Annotated in this window: 25 protein-coding genes and 2 pseudogenes; 6 read left to right on the top strand and 21 right to left on the bottom strand. The window is 72.6% G+C overall.

All coding sequences use genetic code 11. The features are described 5' to 3' along the window. Positions 1–5 precede the first annotated feature (5 nt). From ACQP1P_RS21415 to ACQP1P_RS21370, 10 genes and pseudogenes are all read right to left on the bottom strand, one after another. A pseudogene (locus ACQP1P_RS21415) lies at positions 6–1,865 on the bottom strand (heavy metal translocating P-type ATPase); the annotation flags it as partial. Positions 1,866–1,979: 114 nt separating this feature from the next. After that, positions 1,980–2,489, bottom strand: coding sequence for a GNAT family N-acetyltransferase (locus ACQP1P_RS21410; RefSeq protein WP_433088722.1), 510 nt, complete (start codon positions 2,487–2,489; stop codon positions 1,980–1,982). Between the two features lie 92 nt (positions 2,490–2,581). Beyond that, entirely contained in the window at positions 2,582–3,001 is a 420-nt protein-coding gene (locus tag ACQP1P_RS21405) for a cupin domain-containing protein (protein ID WP_354772533.1), read from the bottom strand. Then, entirely contained in the window at positions 2,998–3,837 is an 840-nt protein-coding gene (locus ACQP1P_RS21400) for a phosphoenolpyruvate hydrolase family protein (protein ID WP_433088720.1), read from the bottom strand. Before ACQP1P_RS21400 ends, ACQP1P_RS21405 begins: the two co-directional genes overlap by 4 nt. 2 nt (positions 3,838–3,839) lie before the next feature. Further along, entirely contained in the window at positions 3,840–5,123 is a 1,284-nt protein-coding gene (locus ACQP1P_RS21395; RefSeq protein WP_433088718.1) for a Tm-1-like ATP-binding domain-containing protein, read from the bottom strand. Between the two features lie 110 nt (positions 5,124–5,233). Further along, entirely contained in the window at positions 5,234–6,502 is a 1,269-nt protein-coding gene (locus tag ACQP1P_RS21390) for an MGH1-like glycoside hydrolase domain-containing protein (protein WP_433088717.1), read from the bottom strand. After that, complete coding sequence (locus ACQP1P_RS21385; protein ID WP_433090069.1) at positions 6,499–7,812, bottom strand: FAD-binding oxidoreductase; 1,314 nt, start codon at positions 7,810–7,812, stop codon at positions 6,499–6,501. The genes ACQP1P_RS21390 and ACQP1P_RS21385 overlap by 4 nt, the downstream gene beginning before the upstream one ends. A gap of 78 nt (positions 7,813–7,890) precedes the next feature. Next, positions 7,891–9,492 carry a malate synthase A gene (gene aceB, locus ACQP1P_RS21380; RefSeq protein ID WP_433088715.1) on the bottom strand — a complete coding sequence of 534 codons (1,602 nt, stop codon included), beginning with the start codon at positions 9,490–9,492 and terminating at the stop codon, positions 7,891–7,893. A gap of 55 nt (positions 9,493–9,547) precedes the next feature. Beyond that, positions 9,548–10,432 carry an SMP-30/gluconolactonase/LRE family protein gene (locus ACQP1P_RS21375; RefSeq protein ID WP_433088713.1) on the bottom strand — a complete coding sequence of 295 codons (885 nt, stop codon included), beginning with the start codon at positions 10,430–10,432 and terminating at the stop codon, positions 9,548–9,550. Between the two features lie 85 nt (positions 10,433–10,517). Continuing rightward, the gene (locus tag ACQP1P_RS21370) at positions 10,518–11,273 is read right to left on the bottom strand and encodes a FadR/GntR family transcriptional regulator (protein WP_433088711.1); all 756 of its coding nucleotides are present in this window, start codon (positions 11,271–11,273) and stop codon (positions 10,518–10,520) included. 142 nt (positions 11,274–11,415) lie between these two features. Between ACQP1P_RS21370 and ACQP1P_RS21365 the strand changes: the two are divergent. The 6 genes and pseudogenes from ACQP1P_RS21365 to ACQP1P_RS21340 form a co-directional block, all read left to right on the top strand. After that, positions 11,416–12,798 (top strand): annotated as a pseudogene (locus ACQP1P_RS21365) (dihydroxyacetone kinase family protein); the annotation flags it as partial. A 46-nt stretch (positions 12,799–12,844) separates the two neighbouring features. Continuing rightward, positions 12,845–13,141 (top strand): DAK2 domain-containing protein, encoded by a 297-nt coding sequence (locus ACQP1P_RS21360; RefSeq protein WP_433090067.1) that lies wholly within the window; start codon positions 12,845–12,847, stop codon positions 13,139–13,141. Next, positions 13,138–13,608 carry a ribose-5-phosphate isomerase gene (locus ACQP1P_RS21355; protein ID WP_433090066.1) on the top strand — a complete coding sequence of 157 codons (471 nt, stop codon included), beginning with the start codon at positions 13,138–13,140 and terminating at the stop codon, positions 13,606–13,608. Before ACQP1P_RS21360 ends, ACQP1P_RS21355 begins: the two co-directional genes overlap by 4 nt. Further along, positions 13,605–14,372 carry a triose-phosphate isomerase gene (locus tag ACQP1P_RS21350; protein WP_433088709.1) on the top strand — a complete coding sequence of 256 codons (768 nt, stop codon included), beginning with the start codon at positions 13,605–13,607 and terminating at the stop codon, positions 14,370–14,372. Before ACQP1P_RS21355 ends, ACQP1P_RS21350 begins: the two co-directional genes overlap by 4 nt. Then, positions 14,369–15,181, top strand: a complete 813-nt coding sequence (locus tag ACQP1P_RS21345) for a sugar phosphate isomerase/epimerase family protein (RefSeq protein ID WP_433088707.1) — start codon at positions 14,369–14,371, stop codon at positions 15,179–15,181. The genes ACQP1P_RS21350 and ACQP1P_RS21345 overlap by 4 nt, the downstream gene beginning before the upstream one ends. Further along, a complete protein-coding gene (locus ACQP1P_RS21340; protein ID WP_433088705.1) occupies positions 15,174–16,031 on the top strand; it encodes a phosphogluconate dehydrogenase C-terminal domain-containing protein in 858 nt (285 codons plus the stop codon). Before ACQP1P_RS21345 ends, ACQP1P_RS21340 begins: the two co-directional genes overlap by 8 nt. Before the next feature lie 21 nt (positions 16,032–16,052). Here the strand turns inward: ACQP1P_RS21340 and ACQP1P_RS21335 are convergent, their stop codons facing one another. The 11 genes from ACQP1P_RS21335 to ACQP1P_RS21285 form a co-directional block, all read right to left on the bottom strand. Beyond that, positions 16,053–17,087 (bottom strand): LacI family DNA-binding transcriptional regulator, encoded by a 1,035-nt coding sequence (locus tag ACQP1P_RS21335; RefSeq protein ID WP_433088703.1) that lies wholly within the window; start codon positions 17,085–17,087, stop codon positions 16,053–16,055. A gap of 22 nt (positions 17,088–17,109) precedes the next feature. Further along, positions 17,110–18,183 (bottom strand): hydroxyacid dehydrogenase, encoded by a 1,074-nt coding sequence (locus tag ACQP1P_RS21330; protein ID WP_433088701.1) that lies wholly within the window; start codon positions 18,181–18,183, stop codon positions 17,110–17,112. Then, on the bottom strand, positions 18,180–19,031 hold the full coding sequence (locus tag ACQP1P_RS21325; RefSeq protein ID WP_433088699.1) for an amidohydrolase family protein: 852 nt from the start codon (positions 19,029–19,031) through the stop codon (positions 18,180–18,182). Before ACQP1P_RS21325 ends, ACQP1P_RS21330 begins: the two co-directional genes overlap by 4 nt. Further along, complete coding sequence (locus tag ACQP1P_RS21320) at positions 19,028–19,930, bottom strand: carbohydrate ABC transporter permease (RefSeq protein ID WP_433088697.1); 903 nt, start codon at positions 19,928–19,930, stop codon at positions 19,028–19,030. The genes ACQP1P_RS21325 and ACQP1P_RS21320 overlap by 4 nt, the downstream gene beginning before the upstream one ends. Positions 19,931–19,933: 3 nt before the next feature. Further along, positions 19,934–20,818 carry a carbohydrate ABC transporter permease gene (locus ACQP1P_RS21315; protein ID WP_433088695.1) on the bottom strand — a complete coding sequence of 295 codons (885 nt, stop codon included), beginning with the start codon at positions 20,816–20,818 and terminating at the stop codon, positions 19,934–19,936. A 77-nt stretch (positions 20,819–20,895) separates the two neighbouring features. After that, positions 20,896–22,179 (bottom strand): ABC transporter substrate-binding protein, encoded by a 1,284-nt coding sequence (locus ACQP1P_RS21310; RefSeq protein ID WP_433090064.1) that lies wholly within the window; start codon positions 22,177–22,179, stop codon positions 20,896–20,898. Positions 22,180–22,303: 124 nt separating this feature from the next. Next, positions 22,304–23,701, bottom strand: coding sequence for a hypothetical protein (locus ACQP1P_RS21305; RefSeq protein WP_433088693.1), 1,398 nt, complete (start codon positions 23,699–23,701; stop codon positions 22,304–22,306). 2 nt (positions 23,702–23,703) lie between these two features. Beyond that, complete coding sequence (locus ACQP1P_RS21300) at positions 23,704–24,111, bottom strand: carboxymuconolactone decarboxylase family protein (RefSeq protein ID WP_433088691.1); 408 nt, start codon at positions 24,109–24,111, stop codon at positions 23,704–23,706. Between the two features lie 16 nt (positions 24,112–24,127). After that, a complete protein-coding gene (locus ACQP1P_RS21295; RefSeq protein ID WP_433088690.1) occupies positions 24,128–24,880 on the bottom strand; it encodes an SDR family NAD(P)-dependent oxidoreductase in 753 nt (250 codons plus the stop codon). 23 nt (positions 24,881–24,903) lie between these two features. Further along, positions 24,904–25,752 (bottom strand): NAD-dependent epimerase/dehydratase family protein, encoded by an 849-nt coding sequence (locus tag ACQP1P_RS21290; RefSeq protein ID WP_433088688.1) that lies wholly within the window; start codon positions 25,750–25,752, stop codon positions 24,904–24,906. Continuing rightward, positions 25,749–26,174 carry an AraC family ligand binding domain-containing protein gene (locus ACQP1P_RS21285; protein ID WP_433088686.1) on the bottom strand — a complete coding sequence of 142 codons (426 nt, stop codon included), beginning with the start codon at positions 26,172–26,174 and terminating at the stop codon, positions 25,749–25,751. Before ACQP1P_RS21285 ends, ACQP1P_RS21290 begins: the two co-directional genes overlap by 4 nt. Between the last annotated feature and the right edge of the window lie 60 nt (positions 26,175–26,234).

Genomic DNA, 26,234 nt, shown 5'->3' with positions numbered 1-26,234 from the left:
GTGACGGTGTGCGTGCGCTGCGGCAGCAGGACCGTCAGGGCCAGGCCGATGGCGACCACGTCGATCGCCTCCTGCAGCAGCGCGCCGGCCACCGGCGTGAGCAGGCCGGCCGCGGCCGGAATCATCGCGGCCACCGACAGGGCCATGCCGAGCGCGGCCGAGCGGCGGGCGATGCGATGGGCGCGCCGGGCGACGAGGATGGCGTCGGCGAGGCCGTCGACGCGGTCCGCCGTGAGCATGACGTCGGCCGCCTCGGCGGCGGCCGTGACGCCGCGGGCCGCGAGGGCGACGCCGACCCCGGCGGCGGCGAGCGCCGGGGCGTCGTTCACCCCGTCGCCGACCATGACCGTCGGGGCGGCGGCCTGTTCGGCGCCGACGATGGCGAGCTTGTCGGCGGGGTCGCGGTCGGCGTACACGGCGTCGACGCCGGCGATCCGCCCGACGGTCTCGGCGATGTCCGCGCGGTCGCCGGTGATCAGGACGGTTCGCTCGATGCCGGCGTTGCGCAGCGTCCGCATCATGCGCGGCGCGTCGGGCCGCAGCGGGTCGACGAACAGCAGGACCCCGGCGGGCCGGCCGTCCACCGCCACGAACACGGTCAGCGACCCGTCCAGGGCGGCCCGGCGGCGGGCCCGGCGCACCCACTGCGGTGCGGGGCCGTCGACGGTCCAGGCCGCCTTGCCGAGCCGTACCGCGTGCCCCTCGACGGTTCCCTCGATGCCGAAACCGTGCTGTTCCCGCACGTCCGACGCCGCCGGCAGGCTCATCCGGCGCTCGCGGGCCGCGGTCACGATGGGCGCGGCGAGCACGTGTGCCGAGGACTGGTCGAGCGCGGCGGCCAGCCGCAGGACCTCGTCGGCGGGCCGGTCGTGGCCGGTGACCACCGCGGCGAGGACGGGCCGGCCGCTGGTCAGCGTGCCGGTCTTGTCGAACAGCAGGACCCGTCCGGCGGCCAGCCGCTCCAGCGCCGACCCACCCTTGAGGATCACCCCGTAGCGGGCCGCCCGGGACACGCCGGACATGATGGCGATCGGGGCGGCCAGCAGCAGCGGGCAGGGAGTCGCCACGACCAGCACGGCTACGGCCCGCACCGCCTCGCCCGAGATCGCCCAGGCCAGCCCGGCCACCAGCAGCGTCAGCGGTACGAAGGCCAGCGCGAACCGGTCGGCGAGGCGGACGAAGGGGGCGCCGCTCGCCTGGGCCTGCTCGACCAGGCGCACCACGCCCGCGTAGGTCGACGCGGCGGCGGTCTCGGTGGCCAGCATCCGCACCGGCGGCCCGGCGTTGGCGACACCGCTGCGGATGCTGTCGCCGGCCCGCCGCTCGACCGGCAGCGGCTCGCCGGACAGCGCCGACTCGTCGAACACGCCGTCGTCGAGCAGCCGGCCGTCGACCGGGACGAGCTCGCCCGCGCCGACCACCAGCCGGTCGCCGGCCGCGACCCGGTCCACCGGGATCTCCTCCACGCCCTCCGGGCCCTCCCGGCGGGCGATCCGCGGCGCGCCCGCGGCCAGGCGGCCGAGCTCCCGGCGGGCCCGGGCCGACGCGCGCGCCTCCAGCACGCCTCCCGTGAACAGCATGACCGCGATCACCGCGCCCGCCAGCGGTTGGCCGACCAGCAGGGCGCCCACCAGCGCCAGCCACGCGATGACGTCCACCGAGGGCCGGCGGCGCAGCAGCGCGACAGCGATGGTGATCGTCGAGTAGGCCAGGCCGACCAGCGTCGCGCCGGCCCACAGCGCGGCCGCCGGACTGCCCGCGCCCGTGGCGGCGGCCACCACACCGGCGATGAGCAGCAGCGTCGTCAACCAGAACAGCAGTGCCTCTCGGGCCGCCCACAGGCGGGCGCCTCGCCGCTGTGCCATCGGAGCCCCTCCGTCCCGCTGGGAGCCGGGTCGGCACGGCGAACCGGCCTCACTTCATGGTCCCCGCGCCACGGCGCCCGTTCCAAGGCCGAAGGTCCCGACCCGGTCGCGGTCCTACTCCGTCGTGGCGGGCGCCGCGCCGGCCGCGTCGTCGACGGCCGCCGGCGGAGCGCCGTCGGCGAGCATGAGCACCACGAACTCCAGATCACCCTCGTGCTCGGTGCCCACCTGGCGGAAGCCGCACCGTTGCAGGAGTTTGACGGAGGCGGTGTTGCCGGCGAACGTGTCGGCGAAGAGGGGCCGGATCCGCTCACGCCGCAGGAACAGGCGCAGGGCCGCCGTGCCGATGCCCCGTCCCCAGAAACGCTGCCCGAGCCAGTAGCCGATGAAGCGCCGATCGTCACGCCACCAGGCCATGACACTGCCGGCGACCGCACCGCCGGCCACGACGATCTGGACGTGATTGGCGGAGTCGGCAAGCACCTTCGTGCGCCAGTGCGTCATGAACGGCTCCCGGTCGCGGGCGGGAAACTGCGCCCGCCGGACCGCCTCCTCCTCCCGCTGCTGCTCGTAGAGCACCTCCAGGTCGGCCTCGACCAGGTCGCGCAACAGCACCTCGCTCATGGCGGACAGTGTGCCAGCGCCCGCCGCCGTTCGGCATGCCCGGATGCTGTCCGAACCAGCCGGGGTCCCCGGGGCCGGGGACCCCGGTCCGGTCACTGGCGCACCTGGCTCCAGGCCGGGGCGACCCCGGGCTCGATGATGCGGGCGTCGGGCAGGCCGTCGAGGCCGGTCTCGGCGCCGCCCGGGGTGTAGACGACCACCAGCCGCAGCGGGCGCCACGTGGTGTTGTACGTCGAGTGCAGCGTGTTGGCCGGGATGTACACGGCGTCGCCCTCGCGGATCGGGAACGCCGGGCCGTCGCCGACGGTCTGCTCACCCTCGCCGGAGATCACGTAGATGACCTCCTCCTCGTTCGGGTGCACGTGCGGCGCGTGGCCCTGCGCCGGGTACACGATCACCTCGCCGGTGGTCAGCCCGGCCCCCTCGTCGAGGTGCGGGGTGACCAGCCACTTGATGGTGCCCCAGTCGAAGACGCGGGTCGGGTTCTCGTCGGGGCGGCGGAAGGTCGTCATGCGGGCTCCTCATCGGTGGCGGTGATGTTCTTGAAGGCGACCAGCTGGGCCTCGATGGCCCGCTCGGTGGGCAGGCGCTCGACCGAGGAGGCGCCGAAGAAGCCGACGACGCCGGTGGTGTTGGCGAGGATGTACCGGGCGTCGGCCGGCTCGGCGATGGGGCCGCCGTGGCAGAGCACGATGATGTCCGGGTTGACGGCGGTCGCGGCGTCGCGCATGGCCTGCACCCGTTCGGCCGACTCCGGCAGGCTCAGCGCCGTCCGCGCGCCGATCGAGCCGCTGGTGGTCAGCCCCATGTGCGGCACGAGCACGTCGGCGCCCGCGTCGGCCATGGCCGCGGCCTGCTCCACGTCGAACACGTAGGGCGCGGTGAGCAGGTCCCGCTCGCGGGCCAGCCGGACCATGTCGATCTCGAGCCGGAAGCTCATGCCGGTCTCTTCCAGGTTCTGCCGGAAGACCCCGTCGATCAGCCCCACGGTCGGGAAGTTCTGCACCCCGGCGAAGCCGAGGGCCTTGAGCTCGTCGAGGAAGCGGCCCATCACCCGGAAGGGGTCGGTGCCGTTGACGCCGGCCAGGACCGGGGTGTCCCGCACGATCGGCAGCACCTCGCGGCTCATGTCCACGACGATCTGGTTGGCATCGCCGTAGGCGAGCAGGCCGCTGAGCGAGCCGCGGCCGGCCATCCGGTAGCGGCCCGAGTTGTAGATGATGATCAGGTCGGCCCCGCCGGCCTCGGCGGCCTTGGCGGAGATGCCGGTCCCGGCGCCCGCCCCGATCACCGGCCGCCCGGCCGCGATGGTGGCCCGGAGCCGGGCCAGCGCGCTGGTGCGATCCATGCTCACCTCACCGCCGCCGAGTGCCGGGCCACGATGAGCGCGTGCAGCCGGTCGGCGGCCGCGACGGCGAACTGCGGGTCGTTGATGTGCAACGGCGAATCGACGACCTCGACGCCGCTCGACGCGACCGCGGCGAGCGCGGCCTCGAACAGTACCGCCGAAGCATCGGGATGGTGAAAGGGCATGCCGGGCGCGTCCAACGCGGAGACCCCGCCGCGCGGCACCGCGAGCACCGTGGGGCCGGCGGCGTTCGCGAGCTTGGCGCCGATCCGGCGCCCGAGTTCGGCGTTCTCCTCCGGGGTGGTGCGCATCAGGGTGACGGTCGGGTTGTGCACGAAGAACTGCCGGTCGGCGAATTTCGGGGGTACCGTGTCCGCCGGCCCGAAGTTCACCATGTCCACCGCGCCGAGGCTGACCACCTGGGGTATCCCGGCCGCACCGGCGGCGGTGAGCCGGTCCGGCCCGGCCGTGAGGACGCCGCCGACGAGGTCGTCGGCGAGCTCCGTGGTCGTCAGGTCGAGCACCCCGGCGAGCAGGCCGGAGCGCGCGAGGCCCTCCAGGGCCCGGCCGCCGGAGCCGGTGGCGTGGAACACCAGCACCTCGTAGCCGAGCTCCTCCAGCCGTGCCCGGGCGGCCTCGACGGCGGGCGTGGTGACACCGAACATCGACGCGGCGATCAGCGGGCGGTCCTCGGCGACCGGCGCCCGCCGCGCGTAGGCCGTCGCCATGCCGGCGATCCCGGCGGCGGCGTTGCCGAGGATGGCGCGGGAGATCTGGTTGATGCCGGAGATGTCCACGACGCTGTACATCATGGTCACGTCGGCGGCGCCCACGTACGGCGACACGTCGCCGGCCGCCATGGTGGACACGATGAGCTTCGGCAGGCCGATGGGCAGGTCCCGCACGGCTCGGGCCGCGATCGAGGAGCCGCCGCTGCCGCCGAGGGCGAGGACGCCGTGCACGGCGCCCCGGGCGACGAGCGGGCCGAGGACGGCGGCGGCCCCCTCCCCCATCGTGGTGACCGCGACGCCGCGGTCGTTGCCGTCGCGCAGCGCGGTGATGCTGGTGCCGGCGGCGGCCGCCACCTCGTCCGGCCCGATCACGACCGGCGCGGACCCGGGCGTCAGCGGCGCCGGCAGGCCGGCGGGTGGGAGGATACCGGCGTCGAGCAGGAGCACGCCCACGCCGTGGGCGGCCAGCTGCCCGGCCACCCATGCGTATTCGGCGCCCTTGGTGTCGAGCGTGCCGACCAGGGCGACGGTCGGCTTGTCGGGGAATTCGGTCATGTCCGGGCCTGGGGTGTCGGCGGTATGCATAGGGTCACCAGCCCATCCTCTGTTCGCTTTTGAAACGTGTCAACTACTGGCCGGGGCGGGCCCCGGCCTCGGCGCGCGCCTCAGAACTCGGTCGCCATCGGGCGACCGGCCAGGAACGCGATCATCTGCAGGACCAGGAAGTTCCAGTTCTGGAAGTTCCGCGTCATGATCGGTTCGCCGCTGTCCGGGTGGTAGAACTCGTGCAGGCAGCCGTTGGTCTGCAGATCCTGGCCGAACAGCCGGACCGTCTTCTCGGCCAGGTCGCGGGCGTCGTCGACGAAGCCGTAGCGCACCAGCCCCCGGAACACCATGTAGTTGCTGATGCCCCAGACCGGGCCGAGCCAGTTCGACGGGTTGTTGGACGCGCGCAGGTCGTACATCTTCTCGAGCCGCGACAGCGACCGGATGCCGTAGTTCGCGGCGAACGTGCGGGGGTCGCGGATCCGCTCGACCATCCGCTCCGCCTGCTCCCGGGAGGCGAACCCGGCCCACATCGGCAGGAAGCTGGACCAGCTGTCGATCCGCAGCAGCAGTGACGACCAGGCCCGTGGCGCTCCACTGTGGAGCCAGTCGGCCGGGTCGACGGGGCGCAGCGCGAGGTCGGCGCTGTAGAAGGTGCCGTCGCGCTCGTCCCAGCAGTGCCGGTTGACCGCATCGGCGAGGTCCTGGGCACGGCGCCTCCACCGCACCGACTCCCGCACCTCGCCGAGGCGCTCCAGCAGCTCGCCGTACGCCAGCAACTCGCGGTACATGAGGCTGTTGAGATAGATGGCGGCGGTGCTCCTCGCCGGGCGGTAGTACACCGACGGGTCGTTGTCGACGCCGACGGCGAAGTCGGTCTGCCAGTACAGCAGGCCGGTTTCGGCGTGGAGGTGACGGGTGAGGTATCCGGTGAGGAACGCCTCGAGCGTGCCGAGATGCGGGCGCAGCCACTCGGCGTCCCCGCGCCGGCGGGCCAGGAGGGCGGCGTGCTGTACCAGCACCGGCTTGTGGGTGTTCTGCCGCCGGGCGTACTCCTCGTCGCTGCCGAAGTCGCCGTGCCGGAGGCTGCCCTCGGGGTTGAGCTGGATCGGCACGAAGCCGTCCGTGCTGTGGTCGAGGAAGTTGAGGATGCTGCCCTCCTCGTACGCCGCGTACCGGCCGCGCTGCCCGGTCTCGACCTCGACCTGGGCGAGCACGACGCTCACCCACCAGGAGTCCCAGTCCCACAGGTGGCCGCTGTAGTACGGCGAGTCCGGGCTGGCCGGGACGAGGAAGGGGTGCCGCAGGATGCCCACCGGCTCACGCGTCATCTCGCCGCTCTTCGCGAGGATGTGCGCGCTCAGCAGTTCCGCGTAGCGGTCGATCATCGTGTTCCTTCCGTCGGGAGCATAGCCCCGGGATTCAGGATGCCGAGCGGGTCCAGGGCCTGCTTCACCCGGCGGGTCAGGGCGAGGGCGCCGTCGCCGAGGTACTCCGGCAGCCAGGGCCGCTTCAGCCGCCCGACGCCGTGCTCGCCGGTGATGGTGCCGCCGAGGGCGAGCGCGAGGTCCATCACCGCCGCGAACGCCCGCTCGGCGCGGGCCGCGTGGGCGGGGTCGTCGCCGTCGTAGACGATCACCGGATGGGTGTTGCCGTCGCCCGCGTGGGCCACCAGCGCGATGGTCACATCGTGGGCGGCCGCGATCGCCTCGATGCCGCCCACCAGCCGCGGCAGGTCGGGCAGGGCGACGCCGACGTCCTCCAGCAGGAGCTCACCGCGGCGCTCCAGCGCCGGGAAGGCCAGCCGCCGGGCCGCGGCGAAGGCCTCGCCCTCGGCGGGGTCGTCGGTCGTGAAGATCTCCGTCGCCGCCTGGCCGGCGCACGCGGCCTCCATCGCGGCGATCTCCTCGGCGGCGGCACGGCCGGGCGCGTCGCTGCGGGCCAGCAGCAGCGCGCCGGCGGTCCGGTCCAGGCCCATGGCCGCGTGGTCCTCGACCGCGTTGACGGCGGTCCGGTCCATGAGCTCGAGCACCGCCGGGCGCAGCCGCGCGGTGATGCCGAGCACGGCGGCGGCCGCCGCCTCGACCGTCGGGAACGTCGCGACGAGCGTCGAGGCGGGCGGCGGGGCCGGCAGCAGGCGCAGGGTCAGCTCCGTGATCACCCCGAGAATGCCCTCCGAGCCGACGAAGAGCTTGGTGAGCGACAGCCCGGCGGCGTCCTTCAGGCGCGGGCCGCCGAGCCGCACCGCGGCGCCGTCGGCCAGCACGACCTCCAGGCCCAGCACGTAGTCGGCGGTGACGCCGTACTTCACGCAGCACAGCCCGCCCGCGTTGGTGGCCGCGTTGCCGCCGATCGAGCACGACTCGAACGAGGACGGGTCGGGCGGGTACCACAGCCCGGCCGCGGCCGCCGCCCGCTTCACGTCGGCGTTCAGCGCGCCCGGCTGGGCCACGGCCACCCGGGCCACCGGGTCGACGGCGACGGCCCGCATCCGCTCCAGCGAGAGGACCAGCCCGCCGTCCACCGCCGTGGCCCCGCCGGACAGGCCGGTGCCCGCACCGCGCGGCACGACCGGGACGCGCGCGGCCGCGGCCCAGCGCAGGACCGCCTGGACGTCCCGCGTGCCGGCCGGGCGCACGACGGCGAGCGGTCTTCCGGCCGAGCGGTCCCGGGCCCAGTCCCGGCGGTAGCGCTCCATGACGTCCGGGTCGACGATGACCGCGCCCTCGGGGAGGGCCCGGGCGAGCGCGGACAGGTCTACGGTGTCCACTGTGGATCAGATCAGCTCGAGGGCCGCGACGGTGAGGAAGTCGGCGAGTTCCTCGTCGAGCACGAGCCGCTCGACGACGGCGACCGCCTGATCGACCTTGGCGGCGGCACCGCCCGCGAGCTCGGCCCGGGCCGCGGCCGCCTCCTGGGCGATGCAGCGGCGCACCAGCTCGGCCGTCACCGGCCGGCCGTCGCTCAGCACCACGGCGTTGCGCCGCCACTGCCAGACCTGGGACCGGGCGATCTCGGCGGTCGCGGCGTCCTCCATGAGGTTGTAGATGGCCACCGCGCCGTTGCCCGCGAGCCAGGTCGCGACGTACCGCAGCGCCACGGAGATGTCGTTGCGCAACCCCGCCTCGGTGGCCTCGGCCCCGGTCCCGGCGATGGTCACGAGGTCGGCCGGCTTGACGTCCACATCGGGGCGCTGCCGGTCGAGCTGGTTGTCGCGGTCGCCGAGCACGGCCGCGAACTCCGCGGCGCACAGCGGCACCAGGTCCGGGTGGGCGACCCAGGAGCCGTCGAACCCGTCACCCGCCTCGCGCCGCTTGTCGTCGCGGACCTTCGCGAGCGCCGTCGCGTTGACCGCCTCGTCGCGGCGGCTCGGGATGAAGGCGGCCATGCCACCGATCGCCATCGCGCCCCGCCGGTGGCAGGTCGAGACGAGCAGCTCCGTGTAGGCCCGCATGAACGGGGCCGTCATCGTGACCGCGTTGCGGTCCGGCAGCACGTAGTCGGCCCCCGAGTCCTGGAACACCTTGATCATGCTGAACAGGTAGTCCCAGCGGCCGGCGTTGAGACCCGCGATGTACTCCCGCAGCTCGTAGAGAATCTCCTCCATCTCGAACGCCGCCGGCAGCGTCTCGATGAGCACGGTGGCCCGCACGGTCCCGGCGGTCACGCCGAGCGCCTCCTCCGCGTGGCGGAAGACGTCGGCCCACAGGCGGGCCTCGTCCGCGCTCTCCAGCTTGGGCAGGTAGAAGAACGGCCCGTCGCCCCGATCGGCCAGCACGTGCGCGTTGTGGAAGAAGAACAGGCCGAAATCCACGAGCGCGCCGGCGGCGGGCCGGCCGTCGACCTGGACGTGCCGCTCGTCGAGGTGCCAGCCGCGGGGCCGCACGACGATGACGGGCAGCCGTGCGGCCCCGTCCTGGCGCAGCGCGTACTCACGCCCGTCCGGCGCGCGGAAGGCGATCGTCCGCCGGACCGCGTCGCGCAGGTTGACCTGGCCGCTCACCACGTTGTCCCAGTGCGGGGTGTTCGCGTCCTCGAGGTCGGCCAGCCACACGTCGGCACCGGAGTTGAGCGCGTTGATCGCCATCTTCCGCTCGGTCGGCCCGGTGATCTCCACCCGCCGTCGGCGCAGGGCGGGCGGGATCGGCGCGACCCGCCAGCCCGGGTCGTCGCGGACGGCCTGCGTGTCGGCGCGCCATCTGGCCCCGTCGCGGCCGGCCGCGGCGATGCTCCGCCGGCGCGCGGGACGCTCGGCCAGCAGCGCCGCGCGGCGCTCGCCGAAGGTCCGCTGCAGCCCCGCGACGAACTCGAGGGCCTCCGCGGTCAGGACCGATTCGCTTCCCGCGACGTCGCCGGCCGTGGTCTGCAACCCTGCCATGTGGGTCTTCCTTCGCTGTCGTGTGACCGCTCGCGGGGCGCTTCGCGCGGCGACCTCATCGGGTCGCTGGGCACGCATCCGTCGTGGCGGTCCGGATTCGGTAGAGGCTTGTCGAGGCGGTGATGTACAGCGTCCGGCCGTCATCGCCGCCGAAGCACAGGTTCGCCACCTTCTCGGGCACCGCCACCACGGCCAGCCGCTCGCCGGACGGCGTGAACACCTGCACCGAGTCGGCGCTGGAGCTCCAGATGCGGCCCTCGACGTCCACCCGCAGGCCGTCGGTCGCGCCCGGGCGCACCTCGACCAGGTCTCGGCCGCCGGTGCAGCGGGTGCCGCCGACGACGTCATAGGCGCGGATGCAGCGGGGTGCGCCGGGGACCTGCAGGTAGCCGGTGTCGGCCACGTACAGGATCGATTCGTCGGGCGAGAACGCGAGGCCGTTGGGGTGCACCATGTCGGTGACGACCGGCTCGATCGTGCCCCCGGCCTCGTCGAAGCGGAAGACGAAGCAGCCGCCGTACTCCGGCCGCCCCGGATGGCCCTCGCGCCCGCTCTCGTGGATGCCGTACGGCGGGTCGGTGAACCAGATCGCACCGTCGCCGGCCACCACGAGATCGTTGGGCGAGTTGAACCGCCCGCCGGCCCAGCGGTCGACGAGCGTCTGCGGGCCGCCCCGCGACTCCCGCTCGACCGCCCGCCGGCCGTGGCTGCACTGCACCACGCGGCCCTGGAGGTCGAGGGTCCGCCCGTTGGGGAATTCGGCGTCGGCCCGCAGGACGCTTGTGGCGCCCGTCGCCTCGTCGTACTCGAGGATGCGGTTCGCGGGAATGTCGCTCCAGCGCAGCCGGCGCACCGACGGCAGCCAGACGGGACCCTCGCTCCACGTGGCCCCGGTGAACAGGCGCTCGAGGACCGCATCTGGCGGGAACAGGTCCGTCACGCTGGTGACCGTACAGGCCGTTGATACGTTTTAAAAGCCACCCGCCCGAGATTTTGACACGTTTCATTCGGGCCGGGCGGCGGCGTCAGCGGGCCGGGGACTCCGCGGTGCTCGCATCGGCCAGCAGCCGCCGGCCCGCGGTCACCATGTGCACCGCCATCGCCGACGCGGCCGCGTCGCCGTTGCCGGCCACGATCGCGTCGTGCACCGCGACGTGCTCGGCGATGGCGAGATCGATCTGCTCCGGCTCGTGCACCGCCCGGTCCACCCACACGCGCAGCAAGGAGCGGATGATCCGGAGCAGGTCCACCAGCGTGGCGTTGCCGGTCGCGTCGGCCAGCTCCTGGTGGAAGCGCTGGTCCGCCTCGACGAAGGCCGCAACGTCCGCCCGCGACGAGCGCATCCGCTCCAGATGGGCGCCGAGCCGGGCGACGCTCTGCGGGCTCATCCGCTCGGCGGCCAGGCGGGCCGCGTAGATCTCGAGCGCCCCGCGCAGCTCGACGAGGTCCTCGGTGCTGCGCCGCCCGATCAGCATGCCCCAGCTGAGGCTCTGCGGCAGCAGCTCACTGGTGCTGCCGCGCAGGAACGTGCCGGCCCCCGCGCGCACCTCGACGATGCCGAGGATCTCGAGGGCGGCGAGGGCCTCGCGGACCGCCGACCGGCCCACGCCCAGCGTCGCCGCGAGCTGCCGTTCGGGCGGCAGGCGGGTGCCGGGCTCCAGGCTGCCGCCGGTGAACAGGTCGAGCAGGCTCGTCGCCACCGCGGACACCGCGCTCCCCGACGGCAGCGTGCCGAGTGCGGCACCGATCTCCGCCGAGCGGTCATCGCGGTACGCGGGCATCCCAACACGATAGCCGAGCGCGGAAGGGCACCAACCGGGCCTTCCCAAAACCGGTCAACCGGTTGCTATGATCAGACCCACCCCTGCTTGAGGAGGGTCCGTGACCCTGCTGTTCAACGATCCAGCCGACTTCGCCGACGAGATGACGGACGGCTTCGCCGCGGCCTACGCCCGGTTCGCGCACCGCGTCCCCGGCGGCGTGGTCCGCCGCGAAGGCACCGCCACCGGTGAGGTGGCGCTCGTCATCGGCGGCGGCTCCGGGCACTACCCGGCGTTCGCGGGCCTCGTCGGCCCCGGCCTGGCCCACGGCGCCGCCATGGGCGACCTGTTCGCCTCGCCGTCCGCCGCCCGCGTGCGTTCGGTCGCGCGGGCCGCCGACGGCGGCGCCGGCATCCTGTTCTGCTACGGCAACTACGCCGGCGACGTCCTGAACTTCACCGAGGCCCAGGAGCGGCTGCGGGCCGACGGGGTCGACGTGCGGACCGTGCTCGTCACCGACGACGTCTCCAGCGCGCCGCCCGAGTCGCCCGAGCGCCGCCGCGGCATCGCCGGCGATCTGGCCGTGTTCAAACTGGCCGGCGCGGCCGCGGCCCGGGGCGACTCGCTCGACGACGTGGAGCGGGTCGCCCGGCGGGCCAACGACCGCACCCGCACCCTCGGGGTCGCGTTCTCCGGCTGCACGCTGCCCGGCGCAGCCGCGCCGCTGTTCCGGGTCCCCGCCGGCCGGATGGCGGTCGGCATGGGCATCCACGGCGAGCCCGGGATCTCCGACGACGGCCTGCCGACCGCCGACGAGCTGGCCGCCCTGTTCGTGGACCGCCTCCTGCGGGAACTGCCCGACGACGTCGCCGCACCGGCGGGCGGGCGGGTTGCCGTGATCCTCAACGGTCTCGGCTCGGTGAAATACGAAGAGCTTTTCGTGGTGTACCGCGAGATCGCCCGCCGCCTCGCCGCAGCCGGAGTGGCGGCCGTCGACCCCGATGTCGGCGAGTTCTGCACGAGCTTCGACATGGCCGGCGCCTCGCTCACGCTGACCTGGCTCGACGACGAGCTCGAGGAGCTCTGGCAGGCCCCCGCGGACACGCCCGCCTACCGCAAGGCCCCGCAGGCGCTGACCCGGCGAGAACCCGCGCCGGCCGGTGCGACCACGGCCGGGCCGGCTGGTACGACCACGGCCGGGTCCGCCGCCGACGGGCCCGGGCCGGGGTCCGAGGCCTCACGCGCGGCCGCCGCGACCGCCTGCACGGTGCTCGACGCCGTCGCCGCGGCGCTGGACGGCGCGGCCGACGAACTGGGCCGGCTCGACGCGGTCGCCGGCGACGGCGACCACGGCATCGGCATGCGCCGGGGATCGCTGGCCGCGGCCGCGGCGGCCCGCGCCGACCACGCCCGGGACCTGGGTTGCGGGGCGGTCCTGGTCGTGGCCGGCGACGCCTGGGCGGACAAGGGCGGCGGAACCTCGGGAGCGCTCTGGGGCACCGCACTGCGCGCCGCCGGCCGCCGCCTGGGCGACGTGGACGCGCCGACGCCGGGCGCGGTGGCCGCGGCGGTCAGCCGGCGCACTCGCCGCCGTGCGGCACCAGGGCGGTGCGGCGCCGGGCGACAAGACGCTCGTCGACGCGTTCGCGCCGTTCGCCGAGGCGCTGTCCCGCGAGGCCGGCGGCGGCTCGCTCGCGGCGGCCTGGCGCGCCGCGGCCCGGGCGGCCACCGCCGCCGCCGACGCCACCGCGGACCTGCTGCCCCGGCTCGGCCGCGCCCGGCCGCACGCCGAGCGCAGCCTCGGCACCCCCGACCCGGGTGCGCGGTCCTTCGCCATCGCCATGACGGCCGCCGCCGAGCGCCTGACGCAACTCGAGGAGACATCGTGACCGATCGCCTGCGGATCGTCGTCGGCGGGGACGACGCCGGGTACCGCTACAAGGAGCTGCTCAAAGCCGACCTCGAGGCGAGCGACCTCGTCGCCTCCGTCGTCGACGTCGGTGTGGGGGCCGACGGCCACACGCCCTACCCGCGCGTCGCCATCGAGGCCGCCGAGATGATCGCCCGCGGCGAGGCCGACCGGGCCCTGCTGGTGTGCGGTACCGGGCTCGGCGTGGCGATCTCGGCCAACAAGGTGCCCGGGATCCGGGCCGTGACGGCGCACGACAGCTTCTCCGTCGAGCGGTCCGTGCTGAGCAACGACGCCCAGGTGCTGTGCCTGGGCCAGCGGGTCATCGGCATCGAGCTGGCCCGGCGGCTCGTCCGCGAGTGGCTCGGGTACCGCTTCGACCCCACCAGCGCGAGCTCCGACAAGCTCGCCGTGCTGGGCCGGTACGAGATGAAGGAAGCCTCGTGATCGTCGGGGTGAGCCTGAAGATGTACTTCGGGCTGCGCGCCGCCCACGATTGGTGCCGGTCCGTGGCCGCGCTGGCCAGGGATAGGCCGGAGCTCGAGGACGGGCGCACGGTGCTGTTCGTCGCGCCCAGTCACCTGGCCATCCCGGGCGCCGCCGCGGCGTTCGCGGGCACACCGGTCCGGCTGGCCGCCCAGGACGTGGCCGCCGGCGAGGCGGGGCCGTACACGGGCGAGGTCAGCGCCGCCGAGCTCGCCGAGGCCGGCGTCACCGTGGCCGAGATCGGGCACGCCGAACGGCGCCGGCTCTACGGCGAGACCGACGAGACGGTGGCCGCCAAGGTCGCGGTCGCCGCCCGGCACGGCCTCACCGCGCTGATCTGCGTCGGCGCGCGGCCGGACGAGGACGCGGCGGCCGTCGCCGAGGCCCAGCTCCGCGCGGCTCTGACCCAGGCACCCGCCGGCCCGGTGTGGGTCGCCTACGAGCCGCTCGCGTCCATCGGTGCCGCACGGCCCGCGCCGGCCGCCGAGATCACGTCCGTGACCCGGCACCTGCGCCAGGTGCTCGCCGAGGTGGCGCCCGGCGGGGCCGTGCTCTACGGCGGCAGCGCCGGCCCGGGCCTGCTCGGCGAGCTCGGCGACGGCGTGGACGGCCTGTTCCTCGGCCGCTTCGCCCACGATCCCGCGAACCTGGCCAAGGTCCTGGACGAGGCATCGCACGAGGCATCGCACGAGGCATCGCACGAGGCATCGGAGGGACGGGCATGATCGGGCTCGGCACCTACGCGTTCTTCTGGCAGCTGTCCGACCGGATGCCGCAGCCGCTCACGCTCGCCCAGGCCCTGGAGCGCACGGCGGCCCAGGGCGTCGGCATGTTCCAGATCTGCGACTACCCGCAGGTCCTCACGCTCGGCCCGCGCGAGCTGCGCGACCTGCGCCGCCGCGCGGACGACCTCGGCCTGCGGCTCGAGCTGGGCACCCGCGGCACGACGACCGAGCACCTGACCGCGTTCCTGCGCCTCGCCGACGTCCTCGAGGCCGCGGTCGTGCGCACGATGCTCAACCCGGTGGGCGACGACGCGCCGCTGGAGGAGTCCGAGGGGCGGTTGCGAGCCGTGCTGCCGGACTACGACCGGGCCGGGGTGACGATCGCGCTGGAGACCTACGAGCGGGTACCCGTGCGGAATCTGCGCAGCCTCGTCGAGGCTGTGGGCTCGGACCGGCTCGGCATCTGCCTGGACCCGGGCAACGGGGTCGCCGCGCTCGACCTGCCCCGCGACACCGTCGAGCAGTGCGCGCCGTACGTCAAGGACGTCCACGTCAAGGACTTCGCGTTCACCCGCAGCGAGGGCTGGGTCGGGTTCCGGTACACCGGCACCCCGCTCGGCACCGGGCTGCTGGACTACGCGCACCTCGAGCGCGCCGTTCGGCCCGAGCCCAGCGGCGTCTCCCAGATCGTCGAGCACTGGCTGCCCTGGCAGGGCGACCCCGCGGCGACCGCGGCCGAAGAGCAGCGGTGGACGGCCGTGGCACTCGAATACCTCCGCGACTACCAGAAGGAGCACGACCATGCGTGACACCGAGGCGTTGAAGATCGCGGTGATCGGGGCCGGCGGGAAGATGGGGATGCGGGTCTCCAACAACCTCGTCAAGACCGCCCACCAGGTGTGGTACAGCGAGAACTCGCCCGCCGGACGGGACCGCGTGACGGCGGCCGGCCGCACCCTCACCGACTCCCCCGCCGCCGTCGCCGAGGCCGACGTCGTGATCCTGGCCGTGCCCGACCTGGCGCTGGAGTCGGTCTCGGCCGAGCTGGTCGCGCTGATGAGGCCGGGCGCCGTCGTGCTGACGCTCGACCCGGCGGCCGCCTACGCCGGCCTGCTCACCCGCCGCGACGAGATCGTCCAGGCGGTCACGCACCCGTGCCACCCCTCGGTCTTCGTGGAGCGCCACACGCCCGAGGAGTACGCGGACACGTTCGGCGGCATCGCGGCCCTCCAGGACGCGATCGCCGCGGTCGAGTCGGACGACCCGGCCGTCAAGGACCGGGTGGAGACCGTGGTACGGGCCATCTTCGCCCCGGTCGGCGACGTGCACTGGGTGACGGTCAAGCAGCTCGCCCAGCTGGAGCCGACCCTGGTCGAGACCATCGCCTGCATGGTCGGCTCGCTGCTGAAGGAGGCGCTGGACGAGACCGTGAAGCTCGGTGTCCCCGAGCCCGCGGCCCGGGCGATCCTGCTCGGGCACACCCAGGTCGCGCTGGCGAACACGCTCAAGGGTGACAACCCGTTCAGCGACGCGTGCCTCATCGCGATGGACTACGGCCGGGAGTCGATCCTGCGCGAGGACTGGAAGAAGGTCTTCCGCGACGACGAGCTCGACCACGTGCTGGCCCGCATGCTGCACCTGAAGGAGATCGCCCGATAGGCGACGGCCGGGCGGCCCGGGTCAGGCGGGAGCCGGGCCGCCCGTGCTGGCGCGGATCACGAGCTCGGGCGTGAAGACCTCATGGTGTACCGCACCCGACTCGATGTTCTTCAGCAGCAGATCCACCGCCACCGATCCGAAATCCTCGTGCGGCGTGCGGATCGAGGACAGCGGCACGATCGACGACTCGGCATATTCGATGTCGTCATAGCCGATGACGGCGATGTCCTCCGGGATCCGCAGGCCGGCCATGACGAAGGCGTGCATGATGCCGATGGCGAGCAGGTCGTTGACCGCGAACACGGCGTCGGGCCGCAGCGCCGGGTCGCGGGCCACGATGCGGTGCCCGACGGCCCGCCCGGCCCGGATCGTGCGCTCGGCGATGTCGACCACCTCGAGGGTGGCCGTCCCCGCCTCCCGCACCGCGAGGCTCGCCCCCTGCAGCCGCCCGGCGACCTGCTGGATCGACAGCGGCCCGCCGACGAAGGTCAGCCGGCGGCGCCCGATCGACAGCAGGTGCTCCCCCGCGAGCCGTCCGCCGACGACCTCGTCCACCGAGACCGACGGCTGCAGCTCGGACACGGCGCGGCCGCCGATCAGCACGTTGGGCGTGCCGCGCCGGCGCACCTCCGCCAGCCGGTCCTCCAGCCGCTCGAACGACGCCACCAGCATGCCGCGCACCCGGTAGCGCTCGAACAGCCCGATGTACTGGTCCTCCCGCTCGCGGTTGCCGTGCGCGTTGACCACGAACACCGCCAGCCCGTGCTCCGCCGCCCGCGCCTCCACGCCCTCCACGAGGGTGAAGAAGAACGGGTTGCTGAAGTCGGGCGCGATGTAGGCGATGGCGTTGCTCTCGCCGAGGCGCAGCTGGCGGCCGACGATGTTGGGAACGAACCCGAGCTCCTGGATGGCTCGGCGGATACGCTCGGCCTTCTCCTCCGACACCCGCTCCGGATGGTTGAGGTAGTGCGACACCGTGCCCAGCGCGACACCGGCGTGCTGCGCCACTTCGCGAATGCCGACCTTGTTCACCGCGCCGTTGCCTCGTTCACTCACTGTCGGACTACTCCACAACGTCTCACGCGGAACTGGGCTCGCGCGGCACCAACCGGTAGCGCGGGCGCACCCCGGCGAGGACGCGCTCGACATCGTCCACCATAAATTCGAAGAACCTCGCCTCCGCGGCGTCCGTCACGCCGGCGATGTGCGGGCTCAGGAACACGTTAGGCATTGTGCGCAGCGGCGAGTCGGTCGGCAAGGGCTCGGGCTCCACGACGTCGAGGCAGGCGATGAGGTCGCCCCGGCGCAGCCGGTCCACCAGCGCCTCAGTATCCACCACGGCCCCACGGGAAACATTGACGAACACCGCCCCGGGGCGCAGCCGGGCGATCTGCTCCGGCCCGATCAGGCCCGCCGTCGCCTGCGTCAGCGGCACGAGGCAGATGACGACGTCGGAGCGCTCGAGCACGTTGTCCAGGCTCGTCAGGTCGATGTCGTAGGCGTTGGCGAGCACGTCCGGGGCGCCCGGGTCGTGGGCGAGCACCCGCACGTGGAACGGTCGCAGCAGCTCCAGCAGCCGCCGGCCGATGTTGCCCAGGGCGATGAGCCCGACCGTCTTGCCGGTCAGCTCGCCGCGCAGGTAGCCGGGGTCCTCGAGGAACACGGTCCGGTCGGGCCAGAGCAGCTCCCCCGCGATCAGGCGGCGGAACAGCGCGCCGGCGTTGCGCAGGCCGATCATCGCCAGCGCGAGGGCCCACTCCGCGACGGGGTCCGACGAGCCGTTGGTCGTGTCGGAGACCACGATCCCGCGGCGGTGCGCGGCCGCCACGTCCACCCGGAACCCGAAGCGGTCGCCGTGGGTGTCGCCGATCATGCGCAGGCGCGGGGCCGCGGCCATGACCGCGTCGGTGATCCGCGGGCAGCCGTAGCTCACGACGAGCGCGTCGAGGTCGGCGGCGAACTCGGCGACCCGCGCGGTCAGCGCCGGGTCCTCGGCCGGCGGCCCGAACACCCGGTCGGGGCCGTCGAGCTCGAGCCAGACGACGTCGGCGAAGCGCTCCATCCGCTCGACGTCCCTGGGGAAGAAGTACCGGCGGCGGCCCGCCCCGGTCACCACGATCCCGACCCGTGGCTTCGGCGCGCTCGTGCTCATCGCAGATGTCCCCGTTCGCGTAGCAGTGTCTCCAGCGTGCCGCCCTGGATCCGGGCGACGTCGTGCGCACTCAGGAAGTCCGCGTGGTCCCGCAGCACCTGCAGCGCCTGCCGGTAGCTGTGGTGCGGCAGCAGCGACGGCCAGTCGGACGACCACACCATCCGGCCCACACCCCAGTGCTCGGCGAACGCCTTGACGATGGGGAGCCGGTCGGGATACGGGTAGTCCCACGGCCGCTCGTGCCCGTAGTAGTACCCGGAGACCTTCACCAGCAGATTCGGGATGTCCTCGCGGTCGAGGACGAGCCGCAGGCCCGCGTCGATCCCGTCCGGATGCAGCATGACGACCGCGAGATGGTTGACCATGATCGGCAGGCCGGGGAACCGGCGGGCGACGTCGCGCAGATCGTCGTACCAGTTCGGCGGGGCCGCGAGGGTCACCAGCAGCCGTGCGTCCTGCGCGACCCGGAAGAACTCGCGCCCCTCGTCCGAGCGCAACCAGCCGTCGTTGTCCGGTGCGAGGTAGTGCGACACGCCGACCGGCCGGTACTGCTCGATGGTCGCGCGGAGGCGGTCGGCCGCGCCGGGCCGGTGGTAGTCCGGCCCGAACCGGCTGTCGATGTCGGCGACCTGCAGCAACCGTCCGCTGTGGACGGCCGCGACCTCGGCACCGTAGTCGTTGTTGTCCTCGGCGTGCTCGATGCGCGCGTTCACCACCAGCGCGGCGCCGACCCCGGCCCGGTCCATCTCCAGCAGCAGGTTCTCCGCCCGGCCGCGGGACCCGGAGTCGGGCACGTCGGGCCGGTAGGGCCAGCGCGGCCAGACATGGGTGTGCGCGTCGACGATCACCCCTTCACCGACCCGGCCGTCAGGCCCCGCATGACCTGCTGGTTGAGGATGAGGTACACGGCGAGGGTGCCGAACACCGTGATGCTGATGGCGGCGAACAGGGGGCCGTAGTCGACGGAGCCGTACTCGTCGCTGAAGTGCAGCAGGCCGACCTGGACCGTCGAGAGCTTCGAGTCCACGTTGAACGTCAGCGCGATGAGCAGGTCGTTCCAGACCGAGAAGAACTGCAGCAGCCCGATCGTGAACAGGCCGTTGCGGATCAGTGGCAGCCCGACGGAGAAGAACGCGCGGAACGGCCCGCCGCCCTCGATCGCCAGCGCCTCGAACAGTTCCCGGGGCACGGCCCGGAAATAGGTGGCCATCATGAACACGGTCAGCGGGAGCCCGTGGCCGACGTACGTGATGATCAGCGGCAGGTAGCTGTCGGCGATGTCGAGGTTGAAGTAGATGGTGAACAGCGGCAGCAGCACCATCTGCAGCGGCACCATCATGCCGCCGACGATCACGAAGAGCACGGCGTTGCGGCCCTTCCAGACCATCACCTCGAGGGCGAAGCCGGCCGCGGCGCCCAGCAGGAGGATGAGGACCAGGGACGGCACCGTGACGATGAGGCTGTTGAGGGCGTAGTGCCCGAGGCTGCCGGTCGTCCAGGCGTCGACGTAGTTGTGCCACTGCAGCCCGCCCGGCAGGGACCACAGGGGCTCGTCGACGATCTCGCTCTTCGTCTTCAACGAGTTGGTCAGGATCCAGAACATCGGGTAGATCTCGGCGATCACGATGACCGCGATGAGCAGCTTCACGAGCAGGCCGCCGGTGAGCCGGCCGGCGAGCGTGCCGGGAGCCCGGCGCGGAGCCTCCGTCCGCGGACGCGGAGCCGTTTCGACATTGATCGCGGTCACGGTTCAGTCCTTCGTGAGGTCGCGCCGGGAGGAGCGGAAGACGAACAGGGTCACGGTCAGGCACACCAGGGTGATGACGAGCGCGAGCGTGCTGCCGTAGCCGAAGTCACCGAAGCTGAAGGCCGTCTTGAACATGAGCAGGTTCAGCGGCGTCGTCTGGTAGCCGGGGCCGCCGTTGTTGAGCGCGACGATCGAGTCGAAGACCTTGAGCGACGCGTTGAGGCTGAAGATGACGGTCGCCAGCAGCACGGGCATCGACAGCGGCAGCACGATGTGCCGCACCAGCCGCCAGGTGCCGGCGCCGTCCAGGCGGGCCGACTCCATGATCTCCTCCGGGATCTCGATCAGCCCCGCGTAGAGCAGGACGGCGAAGAAGCCCATGGTGCGCCAGAGGTCCATGATCACGATGACGATGAAGGCTTTGTTGCCGTCGGCGAACCAGTCGGTGCCGCCGAGCCCGACGAGGCCGAGGAGCGCGTTGACCGGCCCCTCCTGCGGCGAGGAGGCGAACATGCGGTTGAACAGCAGGGCGACGGCGACGGTCGGCACCACCACCGGGAAGAACACCAGCGTGCGGACGAACGTGGAGGCCTTGCGCAGGACGAAGACGTACAGCAGCGCCAGGGCGTAGCCGAGCACGATCTGGCCCACGGTGACGACGATCGCGTACTTCAGCGTGAACCACAGCGCGTGCCCCGCCTGGGGATCGCTGAACAGCCGGTCGATGTTCTTCATGCCGGTGAACTCGAACCCGCGGACCGGGTTGCCGTGCATGAAGGCCAGGAAGAGGGACCAGACCGCCGGGACGACCATGACTCCCAGATAGATCAGAAGCGCGGGAAGCAGGAAGGTCGCGATGGCCTTCTTGTTCCCGAAGACGTGCTTCACGGGAGGTCCTCTCCGTCGAGGGCGGGGTGGCGGCACCCGGCTCGGGCGCCGCCACCCCAGGGCATGGACCGGGCGGACTACGACTCGGCGTCGAGGTCCGACTGGATGAGGGTCATGAAGTCCTTCGCGGACATGGCCCCGGTGAGCAGCGGCGCCGCGTTCGCGCTGGAGTCGTTGTTGGCCTTCGGGGTGAAGAGGCCCTCGAACCACAGCACGCTGGCCGGCGCGCTCTCGATCTTCTTCTGGATGTCGACGGTGAGCGCCGGCAGGTTGTCGACCGGGGTGTTCACCTTGAAGCCGGAGAACGTGCCCTGCTTCTTGAGCGACGCGGAGCCCCAGTTCTTGGCGATGCAGGTCAGCCACGCGCCGACGCCGTCGTTGTACAGCTTGGCGTTGACGGCGTTCGGGGAGCCGACGTTCGCCGGGTAGCCCTTGATGCCGGGCACGCCGAAGAAGCCGATGTTGTCGCCGACCTTGTTCTGCTTGGGGTCGTTGACGGCGGCGAGGAACCAGGTGCCCATGTACATCATGGCCGCGCTGCCGTTGAGCATCTGCGCGTTCATGGTGTTGTAGTCCAGGTTGGTGATGCCGTCGATGAAGTACTTGCCCAGCTCCTGCAGCTTCTGGGCGGCGGCGACGTACTGTGCGTCGGTGAGCTTGGCCTTCTTGTCCTTGATCTTCTGCAGCGCGTCCGGCCCGAGCTGGCTGTAGAGGATGGCGCCCAGCCACCGGCTGATCGTCCAGCCGGTCTTGCCGGAGGCGACGAACGGCGTGACGCCCTCGGCCTTGAGCTTCGCGGCGGCCGCGGTGAGCTCGTCGAGGGTGGTCGGGATCGCGATGTTGTGGTCGGCGAAGATCTTCTTGTTGTAGAAGATGCCCTCGATGTTGAACTGCAGCGGCACGGTCGGGAAGCTGCCGGCGTAGAGCTGCTCGATGACCGACTGCGCGGCCGGGGTCACCTGGTCGAGCACGCCGAGCTTTTGAAACGTTTCCTTCAGGTCCAGCACCTGGCCGGACACCTGCAGGTCACCCTTGGGGGCGATCAGCGACTGGGTTCCGGCGTACATCACCGGCAGCGCGTTCTGGCCGCCGAGCAGCTGCACCTTCGACTGCATCTCCGAGCTGGGGGTCTGCGACAGCGTGTACGGCAGCTGCCGCTGCGCGTCGGAGCACTGGTTGGCCTTCAGGTCGTCGAACATCGCGCCGGTCTGGGTGTTCTCGGTGGTGACCAGCACGGAGAACTCCTTGGCGCCGCCCGCGGGGGCGTCGTCCTTCCCTCCCGAGCAGCCGGCCAGCAGCAGGCTCGTCACGGCAGCGAACGCGATGGGAACGCTCGCCCGGCGGGGCATGGTGCGCATCATCAGATTCACGTTCAGGGCTCCTTCAAGATCCGCGCCCAGCGGAGCGACTCGGGGGGCGCGTGGGGGGGTGATGAAACGTTACAAGCAAGTTTCGGTCCGGTCAACAACCTCGGCCGATTCGCGATCAGGCCCTGCGGGAGCGCAGTTCCTCGCCCGCCGCCTCGAGATTGGCGAAGGTCATCTCTGAGTACTTCCGGGACAGCAGCACGCCGTCGGCACCGCCGTCCAGCGCGGCCCGGACCGACTTGCGGACCTCGTCCGGCGTCGTCTGCCGGACGTGATCCGGGGTGGGGATGTTGATGTCGAGCCCCGGGTACACCGCAACCCGGTCGGCGGTGGCCGCGACCGTGCGCCGGGTCTCCCGCAGGACGTAGTCCGGTGAGAGCCCGGCGCTCGGCAGGTCCTCGAACGCGATGGCCTCGTCGTAGCCGAGCGAGGTCCGGAACAGGTCGTACACGGTCTGCTCCGGCACGCCGCGGAAGAGACGGCCCGCGACGGTCCGGATGTAATGGTGCAGCCGGTAGCCGGCGCAGTTGTTGTACAGCACCGGCTTGACGAAGTCCGAGTAGGACGACATCTTCGCGAAGTCCAGCTGCGAGCGGTACCAGGGTGAGAACGAGTTGTGGTGCCAGATGTGCCAGCCGACCCGGACCTCGGGGTTGAGGAACTTGACCGCCCCGTAGAGCCGGGCCTGGAACTGCTCGTACCCGCGGTGCCAGAGCGCGTCCCAGGCGACGATCTCCGGACAGGTGCCCAGCAGCCGCAGGAAGCGGATGAAGGACGAGTCGCCGACCGGCACGTCCGGGGCCTCGTCGTTGAGCAGGCGGTCCAGCTCCAGGTACCCCTGGCGGGCCCGCCGCACGTCGATGCCCTCGCGCTCGCCGGCCTCGGTGCACCAACGGCAGAAACAGTACGGGTTGCCGTTGCGGGCGAACCCGCCGTCGCCGAGCGCGTTGTCGAGGGGGCCGTTGCGCTCCGACCCCCACATGACGCCATCCAGCTGATAGCTCTTGACCTGGTCCTCGACCAGCGAGAGCCACCAGTTCTGGTAGTCCGGGTTGCGCAGGCACGCGTAGGCGTCGGCGCGGCCCCAGGCATCTTCCTGCAGCACCTTCGGCCAGTTGGGAACGTGCCTGGTCAGGCCGGAGTGGGTGTTTTCCAGGACGAAGGAGTAGACGGCGATGCCCCGTTCCCGCGCCGCCGGGATCACGTCGCCGAGCGTGTCGAACCCGGCGACCTCGGCGTCGCGGGCCCGGTGCGGGCCGAGGACGGTGCCGCCGTAGAACTCGGCGTGCTGCTCGACGAACGATCCGCCGACGTGGACGTCGTCCTTCTCCTCCGGGCCGTGCCCCGGCCACGGCCGGTACCACGTCTGGCGTCCGGCCAGTCCGCGGTCGAACGCCTGGGTCGCGATGAACACGGCGTTGACCGCCGCCTTCTCCGCGACGGTGTCCAGGACCGTCTCGACGCCCTCGTCGGCGAACGAGATGGCGCCGATCTGAATCCCTACCAGTGGCGACACGCTCACTGCCCGCCCTCCCCCAGCGCCGGGGGAATCTCCACGCCCAGCTCGATCAGCTGGTCGGTGACCACCCGGATGGCGTTGAGCGCCTTCGGGAAGCCGCAGTACTGCACCACGTGGATGACCGTCTCGAGGATCTCGGTCGGTGTGCAGCCGACCCGGATCGCGCCCCGCGTGTGCCCCCGCAACTGCGGTTCGAGGCCGCCGATCGTCACCAGCGAGGCAAGCGACAGCAGCTCCCGCTGGGCGAGCGTCAGACCCGGGCGCGAGTAGATGTCGCCGAAGTTGAACTCGACACCGAAGCGCGCCAGGTCCTGGGCGAGCCCGGTCTGCATCTCGACCAGACCGTCGGCCTTGCCGGCGCCGTAGACCTCTTCGAACCAGTGCGCGCCCTTTTCGAACCGTTTCAAGCTGACCTCCCGGTCGTCAGATGGAGTGGCCGCCGTCGAGCGGCAGCACGACGCCGGTGACGTTGACCCCGGCCGGGCCGGCCAGGAACACGATCGCCGCGGCCAGGTGCTCGGGCTCGCCGAGCAGCCGGGTGGGGATCTGGTCGAGCAGGGCCGCGCGCCGCTCCGGCGTGTCGCGGTCCCGGCCCGGCGTCGCCTGGGCGCCGGGTGCGATCGCGTTGACCGTGACGCCCTGCTCGGCGACCTCGATGGCGAGCGCCTTGGTGAGCCCGATGACGCCGGCCTTGGCGGCCGCGTACGCGGTCGCCCCGCGCACCAGCCGGCCGCCCGACACCGCGGCGATCGAGGCGATGTTGACGATGCGCCCCGACCGCGCGGCGAGCATGGTCGGCAGCACCGCCCGGGTGACGTAGAAGACCTGGTCGAGGTTGCGCGCCATCTGCGTGCGCCAGGTCTCGGGGCTCATCTCGTGCAAGAAGCTCACCGCGCCGCCGCCGGCGCAGTTGACCAGGATGTCGACGCCGCCGAGGCGGCTGACGAGCCCGGCGGTCGCCTCCTGGACCCCGGCGAAATCGGTGAGGTCCACGGCCGCGCCGGCCCACTCGCGACCCGCGGCCCGGACCCGCTCGCCGGTGGCGGCGAGGCCGCTCGCGTTGAGGTCGAGCCCGCCGACGTCCGCGCCCTCGCGCGCGAAGACCTCGCAGATGACCGCGCCCAGCGCGCCGGCGGCCCCCGTGACGATGGCCCGCCGGCCCTCTAGCTGTTCCAATTCGTCTCCTTCGGCCGGCCGGCTCACGCCGGGCGGTACTCGTCCCGCCAGCGATGCACGGCGGTGAAGCCCAGTTCGTCGCGGGCCTTGCGGGTCGACATCAGCGACTCGAACTCGCCCAGGTCGGCGGCGACCGGCACGCCCGGGAACCACCGCGCGGCCAGTTCCGCCGACGGGATGTCGAGGCCGGTGTCGGGCGCCGCGACGTTGTAGACCGCGAGGCCCGGCTCCTCCCGGGCCAGGGCCAGCGACACCGCCAGCGCTCCGTCGCGGGCGTCGACGTAGGACCCGAGCAGGTCGCGGCGGTAGCCGGGGTCGGATGCCCGGGCGAACCCGCCGTACTCCCCGGGGCCCACGACGTTGGTGAAGCGCAGCGCCGTCATGCACAGCTCCGGCTGCCACGCGGCGAGCTGCTCGGCCATCGTCTCCTCGAGGACCTTGCCCAGCCCGTAGGTGTTCCGGGCGGCCCGGAGCTCCTCGGTCACCGGCAGCGCGGGCGGCGCCTGGTCGAACGGGAAGCCCATCGCGGTGATGCTCGAGGCGAACACGATCCGGCGCAGGCCCGCGCGCAGCGCCGCGAAGTGCACGTTGAACGACGCGACCATGTTGTTGTGGAACGTCGTGGCGTCCGGCACCAGGCCGTTGACCGGGATGGCCGCCAGGTGGACCAGCGCGTCCAGCCCGGTGTGGCGGGCCGTGACGCCGAGCAGCGAGTCGAGGACCTGGCCGTAGTCGCTCAGGTCGACGCGGGTGAAGCCGAAACCGGCCTCGCCGTCGCGGTCGAGCCCGAGCACCTCGTGCCCCTCGTCGCGCAGCCGGGCGGTGGTGGCCCGCCCGAGCTTGCCGGAGCTACCCGTGACCGCGATCCTCATGCCGTCCCCTCCCGCGATGCCCCGTCCCCGTAACGAGCTGGGAAATCACGGGGTAGCGGCCGGGCGGGGACGTCGTGACCGGCGGCCAGCCCCGGGTCCGTGTGCCGGTGCCCGCCGCGGCCGCCCGGCGGGACGTGGCTCTCCGCGAAGAAGCCGCGGACGGTCTCGTAGACCTCGATGAAGTCGTGCTCGTCGGCCGGCAGCGTGAGCACGATGTCGCCCGCCTGGACGTACCGCTCGGCCCCGTCGACGAGGATCTTCGCCCGCCCCTCGGCCACGAACCACAGCTCCGCGGTGTCGTGGAAGTGGCGGTCGAACCGCCCGCCGTGCAGCGGCACGGCGAATCGCCCGGCGGAGCCGAACGAGGCGGCGGGTGGACGGGTGGCGTCGTTGAGCCAGTCCGAGGGGGTGTAGATCGGCACGGGGTCCATCTTGTTTCGCCGGTTGAAACGTGTCAAGAACTGTTGTTACAGTTCGGTCCC

It is taken from the genome of Dactylosporangium sp. CA-052675, from assembly GCF_050947935.1.
GTDB lineage: Bacteria > Actinomycetota > Actinomycetes > Mycobacteriales > Micromonosporaceae > Dactylosporangium.
The sequence above is the reverse complement of the archived record's forward strand: the minus strand, read 5'-3'. Positions and strand labels throughout refer to the sequence as shown.